Source organism: Thermomonospora catenispora (assembly GCF_006363815.1).
Classification (GTDB): Bacteria; Actinomycetota; Actinomycetes; order Streptosporangiales; family Streptosporangiaceae; genus Thermomonospora; species Thermomonospora catenispora.
This window is the reverse complement of the sequence record NZ_RRYT01000001.1, coordinates 31,327-50,003: the sequence shown is the minus strand read 5'-3', so window position 1 is coordinate 50,003 and position 18,677 is coordinate 31,327. Positions and strand designations below refer to the sequence as shown.

Here is an 18,677-nt window from a genome sequence, read left to right as displayed (position 1 = left end):
CGGCCGGGAGCCGCGCGGGAGCCGCGACGAGGGGCGGGCTCAGGCGTCCTTGATCTCGCAGATCACGGCGCCGCTGCTGACGGTGGCGCCGACCTCGGCGGACAGGCCGGTGACCACGCCGGGCTTGTGCGCGGTCAAGGGCTGCTCCATCTTCATCGCCTCCAACACCACGATGGTGTCGCCGGCCTCGACGGTGGCGCCCTCCTCCACGTCGACCTTGACGATGGTGCCCTGCATGGGGCTGACCAGGGCGTCGCCGCCGGCGGCGACGCCGGTCTTCTTGCCGCGCCGGCGCCGGGCCGGGGCGGCCTTGCCCCCGCCGGGCTGACCGCCCAGCGCCCCCAGACCGGCGGGCAGCACGACCTCCAGGCGCTTGCCGCCCACCTCGACGGTGATGCGCTCGCGCTCGGCCTCCTCGGCCTCCTCGGCGGGCACGGCGGGGTAGGGCTCGATGGTGTTGTCGAACTCGGTCTCGATCCACCGGGTGTGGACGGAGAACGGCTCGGAGACGAACGCCGGGTCCTCCAGCACCGCCCGGTGGAACGGCAGCACCGTCGGCATCCCGTCGACCTGCATCTCGGCCAGCGCGCGCCGGGAGCGCTCGATGGCCTGCCGCCGGGTGGCGCCGGTGACGATCAGCTTGGCGATCAGGGAGTCGTACTCCTGCGGGACGGACGCCCCCTCCTCGTACCCGGCGTCCAGCCGGACCCCGGGGCCGGACGGCGGACGCCAGGTGGACAGGGTGCCCACGGCGGGCAGGAAGTTGCGGCCGGCGTCCTCGGCGTTGATGCGGAACTCGATGGAGTGGCCGCGCACCGGCGGGTCGTCATAGCCCAGCGGCTCGCCGGCGGCGATGCGGAACATCTCCCGCACCAGGTCGATGCCGGTGACCTCCTCGGTGACCGGGTGCTCGACCTGCAGCCGGGTGTTGACCTCCAGGAACGAGATCGTCCCGTCCCGCCCGACCAGGAACTCGCACGTGCCGGCGCCGACGTACCCGGCCTCCTTCAGGATCGCCTTGGAGGAGGAGTACAGCAGCTCGACCTGCTCCTCGGTCAGGAACGGCGCCGGGGCCTCCTCCACCAGCTTCTGGTGCCTGCGCTGCAGCGAGCAGTCCCGGGTGGAGACCACCACCACGTTGCCGTGCGCGTCGGCCAGGCACTGGGTCTCCACGTGCCGGGGACGGTCCAGGTAACGCTCCACGAAGCACTCGCCGCGGCCGAACGCCCCGACCGCCTCGCGCACCGCCGACTCGTACAGGTCGGGGATCTCCTCCGGGGTGCGGGCCACCTTCAGCCCGCGTCCGCCGCCGCCGTAGGCGGCCTTGATCGCGATCGGCAGGCCGTGCTCGCGGGCGAACTCCAGCACCTCCTCCACGCCCGACACCGGGTCCTTGGTCCCGGCCACCAGCGGCGCGCCGACCTTCTGCGCGATGTGCCGGGCCCGCACCTTGTCGCCCAGCGCCCGGATCGCCTCCGGCGGCGGGCCGATCCAGGTCAGCCCGGCGTTGTGCACCGCGGCGGCGAAGTCGGCGTTCTCGGCCAGGAAGCCGTATCCGGGATGCACCGCGTCCGCCCCCGACTCCGTCGCGATCTTGAGGATCTTGTCGATGTCGAGGTAGCTCTCGGCCGCGGTGCGCCCGCCCAGTGCGTACGCCTCGTCGGCGACCCGCACGTGCAACGCGTCCAGATCCGGCTCGGCGTACACCGCCACGCTCGCCAGGCCCTCATCTCTGCAGGCACGGGCGATACGTACGGCGATCTCACCGCGATTGGCGATCAGGACCTTGCGCACCTACGTCTCCTCCCGAGGTGCCGCCCTGGCGCGGAACCGCGCTGACCAGCGTGCCCGCACCGCACCGGCGACTTGAGCGAACCTGCTGGGCAGTCTAGATAACCGCGTTCGGCGGACTTTCGTAAGCCCCCGCTTTCTGGGGCTTTGCGCAAGGCGGACCCGAGGTCCGTCCGCCCGGGGGCGGAGGAGTCCGGCGGGACGAGAGCCGACCCTGACACCGGCGGGCACGGCGTGTATCGTCCGTCTCGACCGACAGCCGACCGTTCGTCGTCGCGTCCGCGGGGGCGCGTTCGTGGGGAGGTCGATGGTTCGCCACCGGGGCCACCGCGCCGCCCTGGCCGTTCTCCTGGCCGGCTGCGTCATCCTTCCCTCCTCGACCGTCCGTCACGACGGCCCGGCCAGGGTGGATCAGGAGACCGAGCGGCAGCTCACCGTGGCCGCCCGCACCATGCTGGAGCACCGCACCGAGGCGCTGGTGCAGCGGGTGCGGGCCCGTTCGCTGCCCTCTGAGGTGCTGGGGGTGCGGATCGCCCCCCAGGTCGTCCGCGCGCAGCAGGAGGCGCTGCGCAGGCTGGAGACCCGCAACCGCGCGCCGGTGCCGGGCGGGCCTCCGTTCACCGACGCCGAGACCCGCCTGACGGACGCCTCGGTGGTGCGCCGCGGCGACCGGATCACCCTGGACGCCACCGAGTACACCAAGATCCACTACCTCACCCCGCAAGGCCGTCGGGCGGTGACCCAGCGGGTCCGGCGCCGGTTCGAGTTCACCGTCGGGCCCGATCGGATCACCCTGGTCGGGGAGCGGTTGATCGACCCGGACGCCACCCCGATCAACGACCCGGACCGGCCGATGCCGGTGGTCTCGTCCCACTCGACCCACTCGACGATCTCGGTGGAGTCGACGGGCCCGGCGACCCCTGCGGCGGACCCGACGGACCGGGCGGTCCCTGCGGCGGGCCCCACGGCGGGCCCGACCCCCTCGGCGGCCGAGCCGAATCGATGAGGCCCGGCCCCGCGGCGACCCCCGGCGCCGCCCCCGTCGGCCCCTGCCGGCCCGTGCCGGGTCCGCCGAACGCCTTCCACAGGGCGCGATCGTGCGCGTAAATAGGTGTGTCACCGGTGTCGCACCGAAAGGAACGGGTCGATGAGCGACAGGCGGGGTGCCAACATCGCGGCCCTGGAAGAGCTCGCCCGGATGTTCGCCAAGCACTCCAGGAACCTGGACGCCCTGATCAAGGACCTGAACAGCCGTACCGTGAGCAGCACCGAGATCTGGTGGGGCCCGGGCGCCGACCGTTTCCGCGCCGCCTGGCAGGAGGCCAAGGCCGCCTTCGACCGCATGGCGCTGGCCCTGGAGGAGGGCGGCCAGGACATCCGCCGCTCCCGCGAGAACATCGAGGCCGCGACCCGCTGACGGCGCGCGCCGGCGGACACGGCCCCCGGCGGCGCCTCGATTCCGCCCCTGGGGCCCGCGGACGCCCCGCCGCCTCCCGCGCGGCGCTGAAGCGTGCCCGAGCGGTCGACCCGGCTGTCATGATCAGACGGGGAACCGTCGTCGAGCGAACGGGAGAGCGGTGGTGCGACCATTGCGGCCCGAGGATCCGGCGGAGATCGGCGGACATCGGTTGCTCGGCCGGTTGGGCGGCGGCGGCATGGGACAGGTGTATCTTGGCCGCTCGCCGGACGGGCGGACGGTCGCGGTCAAGCGGGTGCTGCCCGAGCTGACCGCCGACCGGGAGTTCCGCCGCCGGTTCGCCCAGGAGGTGGAGGCGGCCCGCCGGGTCGGCGGCCCCCGCACCGCCGAGCTCGTGGACGCCGACCCGTTCGCCGACCCGCCGTGGCTGGCCACCGTCTACGTCGCCGGGCCGTCGCTGCAGGAGGCGGTCGAGGCGCACGGGCCGCTGTCGCCGGGGGCGGTGCGCACGCTGGGCGTGGGCCTGGTGGACGGGCTGGCGGCGATCCACTCCGCCGGGCTGGTGCACCGCGACCTCAAGCCCGGGAACGTCCTGCTCGCCGCCGACGGTCCCCGGATCATCGACTTCGGCATCGCGCGCGCCGCCGACTTCACCGCGCTGACCGCGGCCGGGGCGATGCTGGGCACCGCCGGGTTCATGGCGCCCGAGCAGGTGGACGGCTCCCGTGAGGTGGGGCCGCCGGGGGATGTGTTCGCGCTGGGCGCGGTGCTGGCGTATGCGGCCTGCGGACGCGGACCCTTCCACGCCGGCTCCATCGCCTCGATGGTCTACCGGATCACCCGCGAGGACCCCGACCTGGACGGCGTCCCCCCGGACCTGCGGGACCTGCTGGAGGCGTGTCTGGAGAAGGATCCGGCGGCACGGCCGGAGCTCCCCCGGATCAGGAGCGCCCTGTCCGCGGACGGCGCATCGGAGGAGTGGCCGCCGCCCCCCGTCGCCGCGATGATCGCCGAACGGGAGGCGGCCGCGCGGCACGCCCCCGCGGCCGTCCCGCGGCCGGCGCCCGCGCCCGCCCCCGTCCCGCCGCAGCCGGGGCCGGCCTTCACGCCGCCCGCCCCCTCGCCCGGCCCGCCGACCGTCCCCCCGTCCCCGCCGGTCTCGGCGCCCTCCGCTGCCGTGCCGCCGGCGGTCCCCACGGGGACCGGCGCCCCCCGACGGTCCGGCGGCGTCGCCCTCCTCGCCGTGGTCGCGGCCGTGGCGCTGCTGCTCGCGGCCGGGGTCACGGGGGTCTTCCTGCTCACCCGCGGCGACCCGGAGGGCGGACCGACGGCCGGACCCACCACCGTCCGGCCACGGCCCTCGACGGTGGAGGCCTCGGCGCTGGTCGGCACCTGGGAGGGGACCTACCGGTGCGCCCAGGGGCTCACCGCGCTGAACCTCCAGATCACCCGGGCCGGAGACGGCCGTCTGGAGGCGACCTTCCGGTTCGGTCCCCACCCCTCGAACCCGGACGTGGAGACCGGCGCGTTCGCCATGCGCGGCGACCTCACCGACGGGAGGCTGCGGCTGGACGGCGACCACTGGATCTCCCGGCCCGACGGCTACCTGATGGTCGGTCTGCGGGCCGACATCACCGAGCCGCATCCTCAGCGGATCGAGGGCACCGTCGAGTCGACCACCGGCTGCACCGTCTTCAGCGTCGAACGCCGCTGATCAGCCGGCCGGCGCCGGCTCCTTCAGGACCTTGCCCAGATGGATCGACTCGGGGGCGCAGGCGTAGAGGCCGAACGGCTCGACGTCGGTGTAGCCCGCCGACCGGTACAGCGTCACGGCCTCGGGCTGCCGGTCCCCGGTCTCCAGGATGACGCGGCGACGACCGGCCTCGCGGGCGGTGCGCTCGATCTCGGCCAGCAGCCGGCGGGCGTATCCGTTGCCGCGGGCGGAGGGGACCACGTACATCCGCTTGAGCTCGGCGTCCTCCCCGTGCTCTCCGTGGGAGCGCCAGCCCGCGCACGCCACCGCCGTCCCGTCCACGTATCCGACGAGGAACAGCCCGCGCGGGGGAGCGAAGTCGGCCACCGACACCGGGGTCTCGTCCGGGCCGCCGTATCGCTCGACCACCTCTTGTTGGATCGCCTCGACCAGCCGGACGGCGTCCGGATGGTCGTATCCCACCGCTTTGATCAGCATGGTCCCATGGTCATCGACGGCGGTCGCCGGAACGAACCGAATTTCCGGGCCCTCCCGGAGCGGGCGCCGCTCCCCGGCCGCGACGACGCCGGGGCGGTCGTCGGCGTTCTGCGGCCCGGCGGGTGTGCGGGGCCGTTTTCCGGGCATTGCTGCGGTCGGTCGCACAGGCGACATGGGGAGGGGAGTCCGGTGACGACGGCACCGTTGAACAGGACCCTGCTGAGAACCGAGTCCATCGCGACGTTCACCGACTACGCCGACGCGCAGCGGGTGGTGGACCGCCTGTCGGACCTGCAGTTCCCGGTCGAGCATGCGGTGATCGTGGGGGCCGACCTGCGGATGGTCGAGCAGGTGCTCGGCCGGCTCACGGCGCTGCGGGCCGCCCTGGGCGGCGCCGCCTCCGGGGCCTGGTTCGGTCTGCTGATCGGGCTGTTCTTCGCGATCTTCACCCCGGGCAGGCTGTCGTGGCTGGCCGTCATCCTGGCCGGCCTGGTCTGGGGGGCGGTCGCCGGCGCCCTGTTCGGCGCCGCCTCGCACGCCCTCAGCGGCGGCCACCGCGACTTCGTGTCCCGGAGCTCCTTCGTGGCGGCCTCGTACGAGGTGCGGGTCGATGCGCAGTACGCGCCGGAGGCCCGCCGGCTGCTGGAGGGCGGCGACACCGCCGCGGTCGGCTGACGGCCCGGAACGGAGACCCGGCCCCGGAGGCGGACCCCCGGGAACGCCGGGAGCGGTGCCTGCGACGGCCGCGGCGGCGGTCCGCCCACGGCGCGTTCCGGCGGGCGGGGAAGCGCCGGATCCTCATCGGCCCGCCCGCACGCGGGGCGGGCCGTCCCGCCGGTCGGGAGCCCGGTGGAGGTGTCCCGCCGGCGGGACGGTCACTTGGCGCTCTCGGCGGCGGGCTCGGCCTTGGCCTGGGGGACGGGGTGGCCGGCGCGGTTCTCGGCGAGGACGACGTCGGACATGATGCCGACCGCCAGGCCGAGGATGCCGCTGAGGACCACCAGGCCGGCGCCCACGCCGAACAGCATCCAGTTCGGACCGATGCACAGCGCCACGCCGCCGAGGACGAAACCGAGCAGGCACACCGCGACGACCAGCCAGGAGCTGGGCCGGCCGGCATGACTTCCGGACATTGAACCTCCTGTCAGAGGGCACCGCCGAGGTGCCCGTCGATGGGCGGAGATCCCGTCCGCTGGGGAGGGATCGCACGGGGAACGGCCGCTGCCGGCACACCGGCCGAGTACCGGTGCCGGCCGCCAGACAGTGTCCCATCGCCGGGACCGACCCCGTGGACGAGGGTCGGTGATGGCGCCCGGCGGCGCCGGCGGGGCACCGTCCCCCGGGCCGCGCCGTCCGCGCCGGGGCCGCCGGTCCCGCCGTTCGCGCCGGGCGCGCTGCTCAGTGCAGGTCCAGCAGCCCCAGCACGACGAACGCCCCGAAGTGGACCACCAGGGTGATCACGAGCATCGCCACGAAGATGTACTTGGCCGTGGGGTGGTCGAAGTACTTGCCGCCCTCGGCCTTGCGCGCCTGCTGCTCCGCCTGCCGGAGGGCGAGCTGTTCCTCCAGGGGGAGGAAACCGAGCGGCTTCTTCATGGCTTCTCCTGAGGTTCGGGTGCGGGCGTCCTCCTTGTATAGCCCCTGTCCCTCACCCCTTCGTCCCCTGGTCGCCGGCCGCCCGGAAAACGGAGGTCACAAGATCTCGCACATGGGGCGTATGGCGTTCGGTCATGGTCTACGGTGTCCTATGCGTCCTGTTCGGTGGAATGTTCAACTACCGACCAGGGCGTCTGCCGCCCGGGATAGGCGGAGCCTGGACCAGGGCCGGACCGCGGCCCTCCCGACCGGGACGGGCGGCAGCGGGCTCGGCCCCGGGTGGGGAGGGGACATCCGGGGCCGAGCCTCCGCTCTCACGCCCGCTCGTGAGTCCGGGCCTCAGATCCTGCCACACCGCGCGACCGCACCCCGCGTCCTCGTCGAGACCGGGCCGGAGCCGAGATGAAGCCGAGGCCGAATCCGGGCGGGATCGGATCGAGGCCGGTACGAGGCCGGTGCAGGGCCGGTGCGGGGCGCTCGCGCCCGGGTCAGTGGGGCGGAAGGGCCACCTGGATCGGCGTCGCCGTACCGGTGATCACCAGCAGGCCCCGGCCGGTCGGGCCGGACAGGGCGGCGTTGCGCGGCAGGCGGAGGCCGAACAGCTCCCCGTCGTCGGGAGAGCGGGCCGCCAGCAGCACCCCGGAGCGGGAGCGGCGGGCCTCGGCCAGAAAGCCCCGGTAGCCGCGGCCCAGATCCTCGGTGGTGCCGCCGATGACGACGGCGTGCTCCCCGTCCCGGGCGGTGCGCAGCACGTCCCGCAGCGCGTCGTCCAGGTCGGTCTCCTCCAGCAGCTCGGCGTCGTCGACGACCACCGCGTAGCGGTGCTCGTCGCCGATCGCCTCCAGCAGCTCGTCCTCGGTGGCGTCGGCGCCCAGCACCCCCAGCACCCCCGGCCGTCCGGCCAGATCCCGCAGCGGCGAGCGGCGCGGCGCCAGCAGCAGCACCGGGACGAGCCCGCCGCCCACCGTCGGGTCCAGCAGCGAGTGCACGATCGTCAGCAGCGTCGTGGAGCGCCCCGATCGCGGCGGCCCCGCCACGACGAACCCCGGGCCGCAGGCGAGCAGGTCCGCGCCCATCGGGCCGAGGGTGTCCCCGCCGGCCCCCACCAGCGCCCACAGCGCCGATGGGGCCGCGAAGTCCGGATCCAGCGCCAGCGCCTCCGCGAAGGTCACCCGGACCGGCAGCTCGTCCACCCGCAACGGGGCCAGCCGGCGCGGCAGCCGGCCGTACCGTTCGCCGCACGCGCGGGCGATCTTCTGCAGCGCGGCGACCTGCGCGGTCCCGGCCGGGTCGTCGGCCAGCAGCCCGATCTGCGACTCGCGCACCGGACGGCCGGGGCCGACGTGCTCCAGCGCCCGGCCCGGCGGCATGTGCGCGGGCACCTGGCGCTCCTGCAGGCCCGCGTACCCGTAGTCCATGGGGTCGGCCATCCGCAGCACCAGCCGCCGGTCGAACACCGTGGACACCTGCCCGCCCAGCCCCGTCCGGTCGCCGGTGACCACCGCGCGCAGGCCCACCGCGGCCCCCTCGCGCAGCAGCCGGACGAACACGTCCACCAGCCGCCCGTAGTCGTAGTGCTCGAACGCCCCCAGGAAGCCCTCCCACCGGTCCACCAGCAGCACCATCCACGGCAGCCGGTCCGAGGGCGCCACGGCGGCCCGCTGCTCGGCCAGCGTCGCGAAGCCCGCCTCCGCCAGCAGCTGCTGCCGCCGCGCGACCTCCGCCGACAGCGCCTCCAGCAGCCGCTCGCAGCGGTCGACCTGGTCCCGGGAGACGACCGCGCCGCAGTGCGGGAGGGTCACCAGCGGCAGCAGCGCGCCCCCGCCGCAGTCGATCGCGTACAGGTGCACGTCGTAGGGGGAGACCGCCGAGGCCAGCGAGCCCGCCAGGGTGCGCAGCGCGGTGGACCGCCCGGACTGGGCCGCCCCGGCCACGTACAGGTGACCGTCCCGCGTCAGGTCCAGGGCGAGCGCCCGCCGCGACTGGGTCTCCGGCAGGTCGGTCACGCCGAACTCGATCGGCGGGACGTCCACCGCCGAGCCGCCGGCGGCGGTCCGCAGCGACACCCGGATCCGGTCCGGCAGCGGGTCCAGCCAGGGGGAGCGCTGCGGCGGGATCCCGGCCCGGGCGGCGGCCTGGGCGATCGCGTCGACCAGCACGGTCAGGTCGGTGACCGGCTCGGGCTCCTCGGCCGGCTCGGCCGCCTCGGGCAGGGGACGGCCGAGCAGGTCCCACGGCACGTCCCGCACCGACGGCGCCGCCGCGGACGGGGACGCGCCGGCGCGGGACGCCGGGCGGCGGCCCCCGATGCGCGCCGACTGCACCGCCTGCGGCACGGCGGCGCCCGACCGCACGTAACAGCGGCCCGGCGCGGACGGGGGGATGTCGGCGGCCTCGGGCGAGTCGATCACGTCCACCGACTCGCCCGGGTCGGTGACCCGCAGCGCGATCCGCAGGTTGGTGTTGGCGCGGATGTCGGCGGTCACCACGCCCGCCGGGCGCTGGGTGGCCAGGATCAGGTGCACGCCCAGCGAACGGCCCCGCCGGCCGATGTCCACCAGTCCGGCCATGAACTCCGGCAGTTCGGCGGCCAGCGCCGCGAACTCGTCGATCACCAGCACCAGCCGGGGCAGCGGCGGCGGCGTCGCGTCCCGCTGCGGGAGGGCGTGCCCGCCGGCGGCGGAGGAGGCGGACGAGACCGCGGCCCGGGCCCGCAGCTCGGCGTAGTCGTCGATGTCCTTGGCCCCGGCCGCCAGCAGGATCTCCTCCCGGCGGCGCAGCTCGGCGGCCAGCGAGTGCAGCGCCCGTTCGGTCAGATGACCGTCCAGGTCGGTGACCATGCCCACGGTGTGCGGCAGCGCGGCGCAGTCGGCGAACGCCGCCCCGCCCTTGTAGTCGATGAGCACGAACGTCAGCTCGTCCGGCCGGTTGGCCGCCGCCAGCGCCGCGATCAGGGTCTGCAGCAGCTCCGACTTGCCCGCCCCGGTGGTCCCGGCGACCAGCCCGTGCGGCCCGTCGGTGCGCAGGTCGATGCAGAACGGGCCGTCCGCGGCGATCCCGATCGGCACCCGGGTGGACCGCCCGCCGGTGGCGGCCCAGGCGTCCTGGACGTGGCCCGGCGTCGGGTCGGGCATGCCCAGCAGGTCCAGCAGCCGCACCTGCGCGGGCACGGTCTCGTCGGCGTCCTGCCGGGACACGTCCCGGATCGGGGCGAGGGCGCGGGCCACCCGCTCCGCCCAGGCCGGTGAGACCTGGTCGGCCAGCACCGGGCCGATGGCCTCCAGGTCGTGGCCGTGCAGCCGCAGGGTGTCGGGGGAGACCCAGGAGGCGACGGCGGCGCACTCCTCGGGCAGCAGGCGCTCCTCGTCGTCGATGCAGATCGCGTAGACGCCGTATTCGGGGCCGCGCGCCAGCACGTGCGGCATCCCCGGCACCCGCCGCAGGGCCCGCGCCCCGTCCAGCACCACGAGGATGTTGTAGGGGACCTCGGGCGTCGTCCCGGCGGCCGCGCCGCCGAGCAGGCCGGGGGCGTGCTGGCGGGTGCGGCGGCGTTCGGTGATGCGGATGGCCAGCTCGGTGACCCGGTGGGCGACGGAGTCGGGGTCGGTGCCGACCAGCGCCACGCACTCCTCCCCGGCGTGCGGGGCGCAGTGCGGCAGCCAGCGCACCCAGTTCCAGTGCTCGGCGGCGTCCGGCTCGGTCGACAGCACCACGATCGCCAGGTCGCGCGGGCTGTGCAGCACGGCGGCCTGGGCGACCAGCCAGCGGGCCAGCGCCCGGGAGGCGGGCCGGGGGCCGGTCAGCCCGAGCACCCCCAGCTCGGTCAGGTGCAGCGCCACCGGGACCGTCCGGGCCAGGGGGATCCGCACCTCGTCCGCGGCGTCGTCGGGCGCGCCGACCAGTTCGATCCGGGCGGGCAGATCGGCCAGCCCCACCCGCATGTGCAGGGTGTCGTCGTCGGTGATGCGGCGCTCCCACAGCCGTCGCCGCGGGCCGGTGGCGGTGAGCAGGGCCTCGGCGGGGTCCAGCCGCATCGCCCGGCGCTCGGCCTCGTCCCGGCGGCGCAGCGCCTCCAGCTCGTCGGCGAACGCGGCGCTGCGCCTGCGGTACTCCTTGAGCGCCCGGCGGTGGGACATCCGGCCGTGCATCCGGTCGGCCGCCCACTCGCCGATCTGGATCACCGGCCAGCTGAGCGCCAGCAGCGCCCACCACCACTGGCCCAGCGCGTACGCCATGACCAGGCCGAACGCCGAGAACAGCAGGGCGCCCAGCAGCCGCAGCCGCTCGCGCGGACCGCGTTCGGGCCGGCGGGGGACCGCCAGGCGCTTCGGGCGCCCGGTGGTCGGGCCGATCCGCGGGGGCCGGTTGAAGGCCAGCCCGCCCCCCGGCAGCGGCTCCAGGTGCGCGTCCGGGGCGGTGCTGGGGGCCAGCGTCAGCACCGTCGAGCCGACCCGCAGCAGCCCGCCGAACGGCCAGGGCGTCGCGCCCTCCAGCGGACGCCCGTCCAGGGACGCCTGAGCGTGGGGGAGCGCCTCCACCACGACGCCGCTGTCGCCGTGGTCGCCGCGGTGGACGGTGATCTGCAGCGCGCGGGGCGGGACGGCGGGGTCGGCGACGGTCAGGTCGGCCTCCTCGCCGCCGCCGAGGGTGTGCGCGCCCAGGCCCAGCCGGTGCACCGCCCCGGCCGCCGGTCCGCCCGCCACGCGCACCTCGACCAGCCCGGTCGGCTCCGACAGCACGGTGGCGGCGGCGGCCCGGCGGTCGACGGCGACCACCGCGCCGTCGCGCAGCGCGCGCACCGCCTGCGCCTGCGGGTCGAGCATCCGCCCGTCCGCCCACAGGGTGGAGGACGACGCGGAGGAGGGCGCGTCGGCGGCCGGGCGCGGCTGCGGAATCGCAGGCGGTTTCTCGTCAATTGCTGCGGAAACGGCATTGGCGATCGCGCCGACCGTCATTTCTGAATCGGCGTCGATGATCAGGTCGCGTGCCCCCCGGTCGGTCAGCGCGGTGAGCGAGATCCGCATGAACCCTCCAGCATCGACCGTGGGGCGGCTCCGGCACCGGCTCAGCTTAATTACCGCCCTTCGCGCCGGCATCCGACGCGCTGTGTACGGTGTTCCGCAGAGCACCGCATTGCGACGAGAGCGGCGCTCTATGACGATGCGAGGGGAATCCGATGAACCGCAGCCGCACCGTCCGGGAACGGGTCCGCGCCGAGATCACCCGGGAAATCGTCGAGATCGCCCGCCGGCATCTGGCCGCCCACGGCGCCGCCGGGCTGTCGCTGCGCGCGGTGGCCCGCGAGATGGGCATGGTCTCCTCGGCGGTCTACCGCTACTTCCCCAGCAAGGACGACCTGCTCACCACGCTGATCATCGACGGCTACGACTCCCTGGGCCGGGCCGTGGAGCGCGCCGACGCCGACTCCGACCCCGCCGACCACGGCGGGCGCTGGCGGGCGGCCTGCCTGGCGATCCGGTCCTGGGCGCTCGCCAACCCCCACGAGTACGCGCTGCTGTACGGCTCGCCGGTCCCCGGCTACCGCGCCCCGCAGGACACCGTCGCCCCGGCCATGCGCGCCACCCTCGTCCTCGGCGGCATCGTCGCCGACGCCCACAGGGCCGGCGCCCTGACCGCCCCGTCCGGCGATCCCGACGCGCTCCCCGGCGGGATGCGGGCGGACGCGGCCCGGATCCGGGAGCTGGTCATGCCGGGGGTGCCGGAGGAGGTGGCGGCGCGGGCGGTGACCGCCGTGGCCGGGGTGTACGGCTGGGTGAGCTTCGAGCTGTTCGGCCAGTTCCAGAACGCCGTCGAGGACCGGGAGGCGTTCTTCCGGCACAGCGTGGCGACGCTGGGGGCGCTCATCGGCCTGCCCGCGCCGGTGGGAGAATCGGCGGCATGATCGGTGACCTCGACTGGACGCCCGCCGCCGACCGCCCCGACCTGCTGGCCGAGCCGGTCCGCGCCGCGCTCGCGGGACCGGACCCCGTCGTCGCGGAGGCGCTGGTGGCCGAGATCGATCCCGAGCTCGCCGACACCGCCGCGTTCTGCGAGCGGTACGCCGTGCCGCCGGAGGCCTCCGCCAACTGCGTGGTGGTGGCCGCCAAGCGCGGCGGCCTGGTCCGGATGGCCGCCTGCCTGGTGCCGGCCACCCACCGCGCCGACGTCAACGGCGTGGTCCGCAGACGCCTGGAGGCGCGCAAGGCCTCGTTCGCCCCGATGGCGGAGGCCACCGGGGCGACCGGGATGGAGTACGGCGGGATCACGCCGATCGGGCTGCCCGCGGACTGGCCGCTGCTGATCGACGAGCTGGTCGTCGCGCGCCCGCAGGTCGTCGTCGGCAGCGGAGTGCGGCGCTCCAAGCTGCTGGTGCCCGGCGAGGCGCTGGCCGGGCTGCCGGGCGCCGAGGTGCTCGCATTGGCCCGCCCCGCCGGCTGACCGGGCGCCCATGAAAGCGATCACCGGATCGGCAATGTGACGCAGTAAGCGTCATTCGTACGACCGGTCAGCCATTATGTGGTCACCGGGACGATAGGGTCATGTGGGGACGGCCGGTTACGGGATCGCATATCCATGGCGAATCCATTGACGCGGGCTCGCCCACGCCGCAAGCATGGATCGCTCGGTAACGCGCATCTCGGAGAAAAACCAGCGATGAAGGCCAGTCAGTCGACGGTCGCCGGCGGCTCCGGCAGCGGCGCCGCCGCCAATGCGGCGACGCTCGGGCGCGGCGGGCTCGGCGCGTCCACCGGCCAGCGACTGCCCGTCCCGCCCCGCGAGCGCAAACCCGCCCTGGCCGCCCTGGCCGTGCTGCTGATCCTCGGCGGAGCGCTGGTCAGCGCCTATCTGGTGATGGCCAGCGGACAGCGGGTGTCGGCCATTCAGATCGCCCACCCGGTCGCCCCCGGCCAGCGCATTCCCGCCAGCGCGCTGCGCGAGGTGCAGATCGGCGACACCGGCATCGAGTACATCCGCTGGTCCGAGCGCCACCGGGTCACCACCGCGTACGCGGCGGTCCCCCTGGTGGAGGGCGCGTTGCTGACCAACGCGATGACCATGCCCGGCGACGACGCCGCCCTCGGCCGGGTCAGGGTCGGGCTGGCGCTCAAACCCGGCCAGCTGCCCGCCGACGGGATGCGCCCCGGCGTCCGGGTCGCGTTGTACGCGGTCGCCGGCGGCCAGGGCGGCGGTCCCCGGCCCGGCACCCTGCTGTCGGCCGATGCGATCGTCCAGCAGGTGCGGGCCGGCGGCGAGGACCGGCTGCGCAGCGAGACGACCATGGTGGACGTGGCCGTACCGCCCGCCGACGCCCCGCTGCTCACCCAGGCCGCCTCCGCCGGAGCGGTCGCGGCGGTGATCGTGCCGGAGGGCACCCGGATCACCCCCTCCCAAAGCGCCTCGCCGCCGCCGCAGTCGTCCGCCGCCCCCGCTCCCGGCGCCGGCGACCGGACGACCCCCCAGCCGAGCCGGTCGCCCGTCCCCGGAACCGGGCCGGCGAGCACCCCGGGCGGGAGCTGACGTGGCACTGATCGCGCTGGCGGCCGACAAGGGCGCACCCGGCGTCACCACCGCGGCGGTGGCCCTCGGCGCCGTGTGGCCCCGGCCGGTGCTGGTCGCCGAGTGCGACCAGGCCGGCGGCGACCTGGTCTACCGGCTGCCCGCCGCCGCCGACGACGGCGGCTCCACCCTGCTCAACCCCTCGCGCGGATTGCTCAGCCTGGCCGCCACCGCCCGCCGTGGGCTGCGCCCCGAGCAGATCGCCGAGCACTGCCAGCGACTGGTCGGCGGGCTGGACGTGCTGGTCGGGCTGACCAACGCCGAACAGGCGCAGGGCATGACCTGGCTGTGGGGGCCGCTGGGCCGGGCGTTCGCCGGGCTGTCCCCGGTGGACGTGCTGGCCGACTGCGGGCGGCTGGGCGCCGAGACCCCGCTGCTGGACCTGATCCGCGAGGCCGACATGGTGGTGCTGCTGTGCCGCGCCACCCTCGAACAGGTCGCCCATCTGCGGGAACGCGTGAACGCCCTGGCCAAGCGGCTGCCCGAGGGACCGCCCATCGGGATCGTGGTGCTGGCCGATCCCCGCGACTTCCGCGGATCGATCTCCGAGGTCGATCGGATCGTGGCGTCCTCCAAGCTGCCGGCCACCGTGCTCGGCGGACTCGCGCTCGACCCCAAGGGCGCGGAGATGCTGCGCGGCCGGTGGGGCGGACGGCTGGACCGCTCCCTGCTGATCCGCTCCGCCCGCGAGGTCGCCGCCGGGCTGGTGAGCCGCCTGGCGGACCAGCCGCGCGGCCCCCGCCCCGCCGAACGCCCCGCCCCCGGCGCCGCCGCGGCCGCCCGGGGCCCGTGGCCGCCGGGCGTTCCCCGCCCGGACGAACGCGAACCGCCGGTCCGGCGGCACGAGGCCGCCCCGACTCGGGAAAGGGGGCGATGAATGGACCACGCGCTGGTCAAACGGCTGCGCCAGGAGGTCGGCGACCGGCTGGCCACCCAGCGCAGGCTGGACGCCGCCAGCGGGCTGCCGCCGATGTCGGCCGAGGACGAGCGGCAGTTCGCGCGGGCGTTGATCTCCCAGGTGCTGGAGGAGCATGCGCGGGCCGAGCTGGCCGCGGGCCGCCGCCCGCCCAGCGCCGAAGAGGAGGAGGCGCTGGCGGCGGGGATCCACGCGGCGCTGTTCGGCGTGGGCCGGCTGCAGCCGCTGCTGGACGACCCCGAGATCGAGAACATCGACATCAACGGGTGCGACCGGGTGTTCATCGGATACGCCGACGGGCGCGAGGTGATGGGGGAGCCGGTCGCCGACTCCGACGAGGAGCTGATCGAGCTGATCCAGATCCTCGCCGCCTACTCGGGGCTGTCCTCGCGCCCCTTCGACACCGCCAACCCCCAGCTGGACCTGCGGCTGCCGGACGGGTCCCGGCTGTCGGCGGTGATGGACGTGACGGCGCGGCCCGCGCTGTCCATCCGGCGGGCCCGGCTGCAGAAGGTGTTCCTGTCGGACCTGGTGGGCAACGGGACGCTGTCCCCGCAGCTGGGCGCCTTCCTGCGGGCCGCGGTGCTGGCCCGCAAGAACATCATGATCGCCGGGGCCACCAACGCCGGGAAGACCACCCTGCTGCGCGCGCTGGCCAACGAGATCCCCCCGCACGAACGGCTGATCACCGTGGAGCGGGCGCTGGAGCTGGGCCTGGACGCCTTCCCCGACCTGCACCCCAACGTGGTGGCGTTCGAGGAGCGGCTGCCCAACTCCGAGGGCCAGGGCGCGATCTCGATGGCCGAGCTGGTGCGCCGGTCGCTGCGGATGAACCCCTCCCGCGTCATCGTCGGCGAGGTGCTCGGCGACGAGATCGTCACCATGCTCAACGCGATGACCCAGGGCAACGACGGGTCGCTGTCGACCATCCACGCCAACTCCTCGATGGAGGTGTTCAACCGGATCGCCACCTACGCCATCCAGGCCGAGGAGCGGCTGCCGGTCGAGGCCACCCACATGCTCATCGCCGGGGCCGTCGACTTCGTGGTCTTCATCGAGAAGCGCAACGACTACGCCCGCGGCGGACGGCTGCGCCGATTCGTCTCCAGCGTCCGCGAGGTCACCGGATGCGACCAGCGGGTGCTCTCCTCGGAGGTCTTCGCGATGGGCCCGGAGGGGTACGCGGTGCCGGCCGCGCCCATCTCCTGCGCCGACGAGCTGGCCGAGCACGGCTACGACCCCGTGCCGGGGGGTCAGTGGTGATGTGGGCGCCGGACATGCTGCCCGCGCTGCTCGCCGGGAGCCTGGTCGGCGGAGGGGTCGTGCTGCTGATCGTCGCGATCCGCGGCGTGCCGGTCCGGCCCGGCCGGCCTCCCCGGCGGCGCGGCCGCCAGGACCTGATCCGCACCCTGACCACCCGGACCGCCGCGTCGGTGATCGTCGGCGCGCTGGTGCTGATCGTCACCCGCTGGCCGGTCGCCGCGATCGGCGCCGGGCTGCTGGTGCTCGGCTGGGAGGGCATCGCCGGGGGCGCCGCCGAGGAGCGCCGCGCGATGGCCCGGCTGGAGGCGCTGGCCGCCTGGACCGAGTCGCTGCGCGACACCATCGCCGGCGCGGTCGGCCTGGAGCAGGCCATCCCCTCCTCGGTGCGCGCCGCCGCCCCCGCCCTGCAGCAGCCCCTGCGCACCCTGGTGGACCGGCTGCACACCCGGATGCCGATGCCCGAGGCGCTGCGCCGCTTCGCCGACGACCTGGACGACCCGTCGGCCGACCTGGTCGTGGCCGCCCTGATCATGAACGCCCGGCTGCGCGGCCCCGGCCTGCGCGACATGCTCGGCGCCCTGTCCGCCTCCACCCGCGCCGAGCTCGACATGCGCCGCCGCGTCGAGGCCGAGCGCCGCGCCACCCGGCGCAGCGTCCACATCGTCGTGGGCGTCTCGGTGGGCACCGCCCTGCTGCTGGCCGTCTTCAACCGCCCCTACGTCGCCCCCTACGATGGACTGGTCGGCCAGCTCGTGCTGTGCGTCGTCCTCGCCCTCTACGCCGCCGCCTTCCTGTGGCTGCGCCGTCTGGCCAGGTACGACCTGCCCCAGCGCCTGCTGAGCGCCCCGCCGAACCGCCCCGGCGTCCCCGGCGAGGTCCCCGCCACGGTCGCCGGCTGGCAGGGCGCCACTCCGCCCCTGCGCGGCCGGCACGCCATGGACGCGGGAGGCGGCCGCTCATGAGCCGGATCCCGACCGCCGGACGGTCTCCGCGGAGGAGCGCGAAGAGCGGAGGAGGTGAACGGCCGTGACCGGGGCGTTGCTGGCCGGGGCCTGCGTGGGGCTCGGCCTGTACCTGCTGATCCGGGCGCTGTTCCCGGCGCGCCCGGGGCTGGCGGCCTCCCTGGCGGCGTTCGACCGGGCCCGGGCGGCGGACACGGCGCAGCGGCAGGCGCGGCCCGCCGCCGGGACGGAACGGATCGGCGGGCTGCGCGCCAAGGTCGGGCACTCGCTGGCGCGGTTCTACGAGGCGCGCGGATGGGAGCAACGGTCGGTGCGGGCCGACCTGGCGCTGCTCGGACGGTCGTACGAGGGCTTTTTGGCGACCAAGTTCCTGCTGCCGGCGGCGGCGCTGGTCCTCACCCCGGCGCTGGTCGGCTACATGGCGCTGCTGGGCGTGGGCGACTCCCCGGCGGTTCCGGCCTGGCTGGGCGTGCTGCTGGCGGCGTTCTTCTTCATCCTGCCGGACCTGCAGCTGCGGCAGGAGGCGGCGCAGCGGCGGCGGGACTTCCGGCACACCGTGGGCGCCTTCCTGGACCTGGTGGCGATGAACCTGGCCGGCGGACGCGGCCTGCCCGAGGCGCTGATGACGGCGGCGCAGGTCGGCGAGGGCTGGGCGATGGTCCGGATCCGGGAGACGCTGGCCAACGCGCGGATCACCGGGCGGACCCCCTGGCAGGCGCTGGGCGCGTTGGGCGAGGAGGTGAACATCGCCGAGCTGCGCGACCTGTCGGCGGCGCTGACGCTGGTCGCCGACGACGGCGCCAAGGTCCGGCAGTCGCTGGCCGCCCGGGCCGCCTCGATGCGCAGCCGCGAGCTGTCGGAGCTGGAGGGCAAGGCCGGCGAGCGCTCCCAGTCGATGCTGGTCGCCCAGCTGCTGTTCTGCTTCGGCTTCCTGATCTTCCTGGGCTTCCCGGCCCTGATCCGGATACTGGCGGCATGACATGA

At 75.2% G+C, this 18,677-nt stretch carries 16 protein-coding genes; 11 read left to right on the top strand and 5 right to left on the bottom strand.

What is annotated here, in order from left to right; translation table 11 throughout:
- Positions 1-39: 39 nt before the first annotated feature.
- A complete protein-coding gene (locus EIO00_RS00220; RefSeq protein WP_140174509.1) occupies positions 40-1,794 on the bottom strand; it encodes an acetyl/propionyl/methylcrotonyl-CoA carboxylase subunit alpha in 1,755 nt (584 codons plus the stop codon).
- A 304-nt stretch (positions 1,795-2,098) separates the two neighbouring features.
- Here EIO00_RS00220 and EIO00_RS00215 point away from each other — a divergent pair, with 304 nt between their 5' ends.
- The 3 genes from EIO00_RS00215 to EIO00_RS00205 all read left to right on the top strand — a co-directional run bounded on the left by EIO00_RS00215 (position 2,099) and on the right by EIO00_RS00205 (position 4,922).
- Positions 2,099-2,797, top strand: a complete 699-nt coding sequence (locus tag EIO00_RS00215) for a hypothetical protein (RefSeq protein WP_175596075.1) — start codon at positions 2,099-2,101, stop codon at positions 2,795-2,797.
- Positions 2,798-2,938: 141 nt separating this feature from the next.
- Positions 2,939-3,208 (top strand): WXG100 family type VII secretion target, encoded by a 270-nt coding sequence (locus EIO00_RS00210; protein ID WP_140174507.1) that lies wholly within the window; start codon positions 2,939-2,941, stop codon positions 3,206-3,208.
- Positions 3,209-3,371: 163 nt separating this feature from the next.
- The gene (locus tag EIO00_RS00205; protein WP_140174505.1) at positions 3,372-4,922 is read left to right on the top strand and encodes a serine/threonine-protein kinase; all 1,551 of its coding nucleotides are present in this window, start codon (positions 3,372-3,374) and stop codon (positions 4,920-4,922) included.
- Here EIO00_RS00205 and EIO00_RS00200 read toward each other — a convergent pair whose 3' ends face one another.
- Positions 4,923-5,399, bottom strand: a complete 477-nt coding sequence (locus EIO00_RS00200) for a GNAT family N-acetyltransferase (RefSeq protein WP_140174503.1) — start codon at positions 5,397-5,399, stop codon at positions 4,923-4,925. It abuts the gene before it with no gap.
- A gap of 189 nt (positions 5,400-5,588) precedes the next feature.
- Here EIO00_RS00200 and EIO00_RS00195 point away from each other — a divergent pair, with 189 nt between their 5' ends.
- Positions 5,589-6,074 (top strand): YflT domain-containing protein, encoded by a 486-nt coding sequence (locus tag EIO00_RS00195; protein WP_241661028.1) that lies wholly within the window; start codon positions 5,589-5,591, stop codon positions 6,072-6,074.
- Between the two features lie 200 nt (positions 6,075-6,274).
- Here the strand turns inward: EIO00_RS00195 and EIO00_RS00190 are convergent, their stop codons facing one another.
- From EIO00_RS00190 to EIO00_RS00180, 3 genes are all read right to left on the bottom strand, one after another.
- The gene (locus EIO00_RS00190; RefSeq protein ID WP_140174501.1) at positions 6,275-6,532 is read right to left on the bottom strand and encodes an HGxxPAAW family protein; all 258 of its coding nucleotides are present in this window, start codon (positions 6,530-6,532) and stop codon (positions 6,275-6,277) included.
- 265 nt (positions 6,533-6,797) lie between these two features.
- Positions 6,798-6,995, bottom strand: coding sequence for a hypothetical protein (locus EIO00_RS00185; protein ID WP_140174499.1), 198 nt, complete (start codon positions 6,993-6,995; stop codon positions 6,798-6,800).
- Positions 6,996-7,483: 488 nt separating this feature from the next.
- Positions 7,484-12,019, bottom strand: a complete 4,536-nt coding sequence (locus tag EIO00_RS00180) for an FtsK/SpoIIIE domain-containing protein (RefSeq protein WP_140174497.1) — start codon at positions 12,017-12,019, stop codon at positions 7,484-7,486.
- A 152-nt stretch (positions 12,020-12,171) separates the two neighbouring features.
- Between EIO00_RS00180 and EIO00_RS00175 the strand changes: the two genes are divergently transcribed.
- From EIO00_RS00175 to EIO00_RS00145, 7 genes are all read left to right on the top strand, one after another.
- Positions 12,172-12,897 (top strand): TetR/AcrR family transcriptional regulator, encoded by a 726-nt coding sequence (locus EIO00_RS00175; RefSeq protein WP_140174495.1) that lies wholly within the window; start codon positions 12,172-12,174, stop codon positions 12,895-12,897.
- On the top strand, positions 12,894-13,433 hold the full coding sequence (locus tag EIO00_RS00170) for a YbaK/EbsC family protein (protein ID WP_140174493.1): 540 nt from the start codon (positions 12,894-12,896) through the stop codon (positions 13,431-13,433). Before EIO00_RS00175 ends, EIO00_RS00170 begins: the two co-directional genes overlap by 4 nt.
- 216 nt (positions 13,434-13,649) lie before the next feature.
- Entirely contained in the window at positions 13,650-14,513 is an 864-nt protein-coding gene (locus EIO00_RS00165; protein WP_175596074.1) for a hypothetical protein, read from the top strand.
- A gap of 1 nt (position 14,514) precedes the next feature.
- Positions 14,515-15,429 carry a CpaE/TadZ family protein gene (locus tag EIO00_RS00160; protein ID WP_140174491.1) on the top strand — a complete coding sequence of 305 codons (915 nt, stop codon included), beginning with the start codon at positions 14,515-14,517 and terminating at the stop codon, positions 15,427-15,429.
- The gene (locus EIO00_RS00155; RefSeq protein WP_140174489.1) at positions 15,430-16,731 is read left to right on the top strand and encodes a TadA family conjugal transfer-associated ATPase; all 1,302 of its coding nucleotides are present in this window, start codon (positions 15,430-15,432) and stop codon (positions 16,729-16,731) included. It begins immediately after the preceding gene.
- Positions 16,731-17,693, top strand: coding sequence for a type II secretion system F family protein (locus EIO00_RS00150; RefSeq protein WP_140175034.1), 963 nt, complete (start codon positions 16,731-16,733; stop codon positions 17,691-17,693). The genes EIO00_RS00155 and EIO00_RS00150 overlap by 1 nt, the downstream gene beginning before the upstream one ends.
- Positions 17,694-17,757: 64 nt before the next feature.
- Positions 17,758-18,672 (top strand): type II secretion system F family protein, encoded by a 915-nt coding sequence (locus tag EIO00_RS00145; RefSeq protein WP_140174487.1) that lies wholly within the window; start codon positions 17,758-17,760, stop codon positions 18,670-18,672.
- Positions 18,673-18,677: the final 5 nt, after the last annotated feature.